The organism is Polaromonas sp. P1_E1_2 (assembly GCF_056406035.1).
On record NZ_JBFUAZ010000223.1, the window covers coordinates 1 to 6,061 of the forward strand.

A 6,061-nucleotide genomic window follows, 5' to 3' on the forward strand; every position below is an offset into this window, starting at 1 on the left:
GTCACGGCTGCCCACCCATGCCCTGACCTGCCCGTTGGTGGGGTCCAGCGCCATGAAGCCCGCCTGCAATCGCGTCTTGTCGTCTTTCAGGTTTTGCATGAACTCCGCGTCCGCCAGCAGCGCCTTGGTGGCCTGGTCGTCGGCCTGCCCCTTGGTGCGCAGGGCCTTGTATTCGGCGGTGTCGCGTATGAAGGCAAGGGCCAATTCACGCGGCGCGCCGCTCTTGGCCTTCCAGCCCGAGTTAAAGCGCCAGTCACCGGCCACCGTCTTTTGCAAGCGGTCTACCTGCACCGCCAGGGCCCTGTTGGCCATGTCCTGCAGGCGTGAATCAATGGTGCTGCGCAGCACCAGGCCGTCGGCATAAATGTTGTAGTCGTTGCGGTCGGCCCATTCAATCAGCCAGCGGCGCAGCTGCTGCGCCAGGTGCGGCGCCGAGCCCAGTTCTTCGTCCTGGCGCTCAAAGTCGATGCGCAGCGGCTTCTTTTTCAGCGCCTCCAGCTGGGCTACGGGCAGCTTCTCATGCTTGACCATCTGCGCCAGCACCGTGTTGCGGCGCTGCATGGCGCGCTCGGGGTTGGTCACCGGGTTGTAGTAGGCCGTGCCCTTGAGCATGCCCACCAGCGTGGCGCTTTGCAGCACGTCCAGCTCGTTGGCGGATTTGTCGAAATAGGTGCGCGCCGCCATTTCAATGCCGTAGGCGTTGTACAAAAAGGGCACTGTGTTGAGGTAGCTCTCCAGGATTTCGTCCTTGGAATAAACCGCCTCTATCTTGAAAGCCGTGATGGCCTCCTTCAGCTTGCGCGTGATCGACAACGAACGGCCGATCTCTTCCGGGTAGAGGTTGCGCGCCAGCTGCTGCGTGATGGTGGAGCCGCCCTGCGTCTTGCCGGCGGCCGTGTGCAGCACGGCCGACACCGTGCGCTTGATGTCCAGGCCGTGGTGGTCGTAGAAGCGGTGGTCTTCTGTGGCGACCAGCGCATCGACCACGCTGGGCGAAATGTCTTCGAGCTTCACCCAGTCGCGGTTGGCCCGCTTGAACACCGCCAGCACCTGGCCGTCAGACGACATCACCACCGAGGGCTTGGCAGTCTTGGCTTTCAGCAGGTCGTTGATGCTGGGCGTGAACGGAATCAGGATCAGCACATACAGCAGCACCAGCACCGGAATGGCCGCCAGTGTCAGCAGCACGCCGCGTTTGGTGGGGTGGCGCAAGCGGTCAGGAATGGTGGCCGCAAAGTCGCGAAGTTGGGTCAGGAGCTGTTTCATCATTGCCTGCAAGTCTAAATGGGAGGCGTAAACGGGCCTGTAGGACTGCGGCGCTGCGGAAAACGCACGCCGTGGGAAAACGCCGCCTCGGCGGCTTGCAGGAGGGCTTTTTCAGGTACCAAATCGGCCTCAAGACCAATTAGAACGGGCGCGAGCAGCTACTGTTTTAATAGCGGCTTGCAGGGCAGTTTTGGTGGAATTTTGGGTCTGTTTTGCCTCTTTTTTGCCTGTTTTCAGCCGTTGTGGGCCCTGCGGGCGCTTTTGGGGCCAATTTCGTTGCCCACAGTGCCATTTTTATGCATCAAATCGGCCTTGAGCCCAATAGGTACGGGCGCGAGCAGCTACTGTATTGATAGCAATTTCAGCCTGCCCGCCATTTCGCCGCACGGAACTGAACCGGCACAGCGTCATCCAATCTTTCGCACCAGGGGCGTCGTCATCCGTAAGAAACGCCGCACCACGCCGACCAACCCTCATGCCGCCTGTTCACGGCAAGCCATACAACAACCAACCGAAAGAGGCCAACGCATGATGACCCGCAGAAACTCCCTGCTCAAACTGGGCGCCCTCTCCGCCGCCATGGCCGCCGGCCTGCGCGGGCTGCTGGCGTCCGCACCCGCCCACGCGGCCGAGCGCGCTTATGAAGTCACCCGCACTGAAGCCGAATGGCAAAAGCTGCTGCGGCCCGACCAGTACCGCGTGCTGCGCAAGGCCGGCACTGAAACGCCCTTCACCAGCCCGCTGAATAAAGAAAAGCGCGCCGGCGTTTTCAGCTGCGCCGGTTGCGACCTGCCGCTGTTTTCATCCGCCACCAAATTCGACAGCGGCACCGGCTGGCCCAGCTTCTGGCAGGCGATGAACAACGCCGTGGTCGAAGAAACCGACACCACCCTTTTCATGAAACGCACCGAAGTGCTGTGCCGCCGCTGCGGCGGCCACCTCGGCCATGTGTTTGACGACGGCCCCAAACCCACTGGCCTGCGCTATTGCATGAACGGCGTGGCCCTTAACTTCAAGGCAGCATAAAAATGAACAAATACCTTTTCACCCTGGGCGCTGTGGCATTGGCCGCGTGGGCATTCATTGGCAGTGGCATGGGCACCAACGCCCGCGCCGCGGAAGAAAAAGCCGTGAAGCTGCCCGCCCCCACGGTTGACGCCACGGCCACCGCGCAGGCGGGCACCGCCACCGCCGTGTTTGCCGGCGGCTGCTTCTGGGGCGTGCAGGCCGTGTTTCAGCACACCGACGGCGTGCTCAACGCCGTCTCGGGCTATTCAGGCGGCGACAAAGCCACTGCCACCTATGAGCAGATCGGCTCGGGCCGCACCGGCCACGCCGAGGCCGTGCAAATCACCTACGACCCGAAAAAAATCAGCTACGGCAAGCTGCTGCAGATTTACTTTTCTGTGGCGCACGACCCCACCACACTCAACCGCCAGGGCCCCGACAGCGGCACGCAATACCGCTCAGCCGTGTTCTACAAAGACGCCGAACAAAAGAAGGTCACCGAAAGCTACATCGCCCAGCTCGACGCCGCCAAGGCCTTTCCGAACAGGATCGTCACGCAGCTGACGCCGCTGGCCGCCTTCTACCCCGCCGAGGCCTACCACCAGGACTACGCCACCCTGCACCCGAACCAGCCCTACATCGCAAGGTTTGACCTGCCCAAGATTGCCAACCTGAAGACCGTGATGCCCGAGGTCTACCGCGAAAAGCCCGTGCTGGTGTCGCAGGCCGGCAAGTAAGGCGGGAGCCCGGTTCGGCGGGAACATAGGTAGCGCAGGGCGTAGGCCATACCCCCGACTTGGCGCCAATGCGCGCCCATTCACCGACTTTCCCCGGCTGAAACCCATCAAGTCGGCAATGGCCTACAAACATGGTGGCCCGGGCGCGCTAATGTGGTCTTTTACCTTAGCAGGCAAGGAGTGAACCACCATGGCTAATACCGATAGACCCCAATCGCATGCAGGCGAACAGCCTGAGCGCATCAACCTGAATGACAAAGCCACCACTGCGGAGTGGCTCAAGAAGCTGGACATCACACAGGAACAGCTGCGCGAAGCCGTAGCCGCAGTGGGCGACAAGGCCACCAACGTAGAGATGCACCTCAAGGGCGCCCGCAGCACCACCAATGCAGACCGCGTGCACGAGTTGAGTACAGACAAGTGAGCTTGATGGCGGCGCGCATTGCCGCCAAAATGCCAGAGACACACCCCTTCACCGTGTTCAGCGCATGCCCATCATGTGCAGGAGGTATTTGCCATGGCATTGCAGACGCCCGCTCATCAGTTTTCTTCTTCGTCTTCGCTTCACCCCTCTCCGCCATCTGACTCAATACAGAGTGAGCCAACGCAGATCAACCGGCGCACCGCGCTGGCGGCATTGCCTGGCTTGGCGGGCCTCGCCGGCCTGGGCCTGCCGGGTATCACGCATGCGCAAACACCCGGGACTGTACGCCTGCAATCGTGGCCGCTCAACGCCCGCACCTTCACCGGCATTCACGACATCGCACCCGCACCCGACGGCGGCGTGTGGTTCTCGGCCCAGCGCAGCGGCCACCTCGGCTGGTTTGACCCACGCACCGGCAAATCAGACCTGGTGGCTTTGGGCAATGGCTCGTCACCCCACGGCGTGATTGCCGGGCCTGATGGCGCAGCCTGGCTGACCGATGGCGGGCAAAACGCGATTGCCCGCGTGGCCTGGCCTTCGCGCGAAGTGAAAGTCTTCCCCCTGCCCGCCGGCACACCGTATGCCAACCTCAACACCTGCGCCTTCGACGGCGACGGCAACCTCTGGTTCACCGGGCAAAGCGGCTACGTCGGCAAGGTAGAGGTGCGCGCCGGCACCGTCACCGTGAAAGAGTCCCCCCGCGGTCGCGGCCCCTACGGCATCTGCGCCACACCCAAGGGCGACGTGTGGTGGTGCTCGCTGGCCGGCTCATTCATCGCGCAGCTCGACCGCAAGACAGGCGAGTCACGCATCGTCGAACCACCCACCCCACGCCAGGGCGCCCGCCGCGTCTGGTCAGACAGCAGGGGCCGCATCTGGGTATCAGAATGGAACAGCGGCAACCTCTCAATGCACGACCCCGCACTGGGTACAGCCGCCAGCAGCTGGCGCGCATGGAAGGCACCCGGCACCGAGCCGCATATTTATGCCGTGTATGTCGACCACAAAGACATCGTCTGGGCCTCAGAGTGGAGCAGCAACGCCCTCTTGCGCTTTGACCCCGCGACAGAGAAGTTCGAGGTGATCACCATGCCGCGTGCTGCGGCGAGCGTGCGGCAGATCCTCGGCCGGCCTGGGGAGGTTTGGTTGCCTGAGAGCGGGACGGAGTTTGTGACGGTGGTGAAGACGGCGTGAAGGCCACGAAGCCTGGGGGGTAGGCCTTAGCGCACTTCAGTCAACACCGCCCTGCTCGGCAAGCGCAACAATAATGCCCTCAGGCCCACGGATGTAGGCCAGCCGGTAGGTGTCTCCGTACTGCATTTCGCCAATGATCTCGGCCCCATGGGCGCGCATATGCGCAACGAGCGCATCGATGTCATCAACGGCGAACATCACGCGACGAAAGCCCAGCGTGTTGACCGGCGCATCCACAGGCCCAAACCGGATCGCGTCGGGCGTGTGGAACTTGTCCAGCTCAATGCCCTGCCCATCGGGCGTCCGCATCATCGCGAGGGTAGCCCGCACATCCTTGAGCCCGATCAGGCTGCCCACCAAAGGCCCTTCGACGGTTGTCTCGCCTTCAAGCTTTAGGCCCAGTTCGATGAAGAACGCCTTGACGGCTTCAAGGTCGTCGACCACGATGAGGACGTTGTCCATCCGTTTGAGCGTCATATCTTTTGCCTCGTTTCATTGCTGATGCCGCGTACGTGCTGCACGTAGCGTAAACGTTTGGGATAACCGTCGCAGCACGACTTGCTGCGGACACTCCTCACGTCAAACGCCAGATGAGGTCACGCTTTATCCTCTTCCGTTGAGCACGCTCTATAAAGTCGAGCATCAGCGGAACCGCTGCGACCGCATGCGTCTCCAGCAGCAGGTAGCCCGCGTCGAGCAAAGTAGATTTGCGCAAGGTCATCCTTCAATTGGAGGAGAAGTGGAACTTAAAAGGTTACTTGACGAGGGAAATCGTTATTGCAAAAAAGATTAATGCTCGTCAGTATTTGTAGCAGTAGACGTTGCGGTTCACTAGAAAAAAATCAACTAAAGATCGGAGAGGGAATGGACTATTCAGACTTTTCTAAAGACGCAGCCCATAAAAAAAGAACGGTGAAAGACCTCGCCCGTTTCATAGCAACTCGAACAGACAACAACCCCAACTACAGCCTACTCTTTGGTGCGGGTTGCTCCGTATCATCCGGCGTGAGATCGGCTACACAACTGACCGATCTATGGAGAGAAGAACTTTACTTAAGCTGCGCAGACAAAAGTGCGGACCTCACGGCCTCGCGTGAGGTCCAAAAGACATACTTAAAAAACAACGAAGGAAGTTGGTACTACCCAGACAAAGAATATTCATCATTGTTTGAAAAGCGGTATGACCTCCAACGACAGCGCCGAATGTTTGTCGAAACCGAAGTAGCAGGGAAGACTGGCGGGGTGCGGCAGCCAGGTCTTTGCCCTCGGCGCGCTGCGCGGCATTCTGGCGGCGCAGGTCAAGGTACATCAGCGTGCCCACCACGGCAAACAGCACGGTCATAAAAACAAAAGACCAGCGCCAGCCCAGTGCATCGGTCAGCAGGCCACCAATCAGCTGGCCGCACACAATGCCCAGTGTGCTGCCCAGGCC

The 6,061-nt window shown here is 60.8% G+C and carries 8 protein-coding genes; 4 read left to right on the top strand and 4 right to left on the bottom strand.

The genetic code is table 11. From position 1 onward, the window contains the following. A partial coding sequence (locus tag AC1D1P_RS11965) for a transglycosylase domain-containing protein (protein ID WP_477673132.1) occupies positions 1 to 1,266 on the bottom strand: 1,266 nt, incomplete at its 3' end. 528 nt (positions 1,267 to 1,794) lie between these two features. Between AC1D1P_RS11965 and msrB the strand changes: the two genes are divergently transcribed. The 4 genes from msrB to AC1D1P_RS11985 all read left to right on the top strand — a co-directional run bounded on the left by msrB (position 1,795) and on the right by AC1D1P_RS11985 (position 4,629). Next, complete coding sequence (msrB, locus tag AC1D1P_RS11970; protein WP_477673125.1) at positions 1,795 to 2,292, top strand: peptide-methionine (R)-S-oxide reductase MsrB; 498 nt, start codon at positions 1,795 to 1,797, stop codon at positions 2,290 to 2,292. Between the two features lie 2 nt (positions 2,293 to 2,294). Continuing rightward, the gene (gene msrA / locus AC1D1P_RS11975) at positions 2,295 to 3,011 is read left to right on the top strand and encodes a peptide-methionine (S)-S-oxide reductase MsrA (RefSeq protein WP_477673126.1); all 717 of its coding nucleotides are present in this window, start codon (positions 2,295 to 2,297) and stop codon (positions 3,009 to 3,011) included. Between the two features lie 190 nt (positions 3,012 to 3,201). Continuing rightward, positions 3,202 to 3,435, top strand: coding sequence for a DUF3606 domain-containing protein (locus AC1D1P_RS11980; RefSeq protein WP_477673127.1), 234 nt, complete (start codon positions 3,202 to 3,204; stop codon positions 3,433 to 3,435). Positions 3,436 to 3,528: 93 nt separating this feature from the next. After that, positions 3,529 to 4,629: a Vgb family protein gene (locus AC1D1P_RS11985; protein ID WP_477673128.1), complete on the top strand. Its 1,101-nt coding sequence runs from the start codon at positions 3,529 to 3,531 to the stop codon at positions 4,627 to 4,629. Positions 4,630 to 4,665: 36 nt separating this feature from the next. Here the strand turns inward: AC1D1P_RS11985 and AC1D1P_RS11990 are convergent, their stop codons facing one another. The 3 genes from AC1D1P_RS11990 to AC1D1P_RS12000 form a co-directional block, all read right to left on the bottom strand. Then, positions 4,666 to 5,106 carry a VOC family protein gene (locus AC1D1P_RS11990; RefSeq protein ID WP_477673129.1) on the bottom strand — a complete coding sequence of 147 codons (441 nt, stop codon included), beginning with the start codon at positions 5,104 to 5,106 and terminating at the stop codon, positions 4,666 to 4,668. A 97-nt stretch (positions 5,107 to 5,203) separates the two neighbouring features. After that, the gene (locus AC1D1P_RS11995) at positions 5,204 to 5,350 is read right to left on the bottom strand and encodes a hypothetical protein (protein WP_477673130.1); all 147 of its coding nucleotides are present in this window, start codon (positions 5,348 to 5,350) and stop codon (positions 5,204 to 5,206) included. Positions 5,351 to 5,710: 360 nt separating this feature from the next. Beyond that, positions 5,711 to 6,061: MFS transporter (locus AC1D1P_RS12000; RefSeq protein ID WP_477673131.1), on the bottom strand; the 351-nt coding region annotated here is incomplete at its 5' end.

Bases quoted from the DNA above. Each gene is read 5' to 3' on its own strand.
- AC1D1P_RS11995 (WP_477673130.1), bottom strand. From the start codon at position 5,350: ATGACCTTGCGCAAATCTACTTTGCTCGACGCGGGCTACCTGCTGCTG.
- AC1D1P_RS11990 (WP_477673129.1), bottom strand. From the start codon at position 5,106: ATGACGCTCAAACGGATGGACAACGTCCTCATCGTGGTCGACGACCTT.
- msrA (WP_477673126.1), top strand. From the start codon at position 2,295: ATGAACAAATACCTTTTCACCCTGGGCGCTGTGGCATTGGCCGCGTGG.
- AC1D1P_RS11980 (WP_477673127.1), top strand. From the start codon at position 3,202: ATGGCTAATACCGATAGACCCCAATCGCATGCAGGCGAACAGCCTGAG.
- AC1D1P_RS11985 (WP_477673128.1), top strand. From the start codon at position 3,529: ATGGCATTGCAGACGCCCGCTCATCAGTTTTCTTCTTCGTCTTCGCTT.
- msrB (WP_477673125.1), top strand. From the start codon at position 1,795: ATGATGACCCGCAGAAACTCCCTGCTCAAACTGGGCGCCCTCTCCGCC.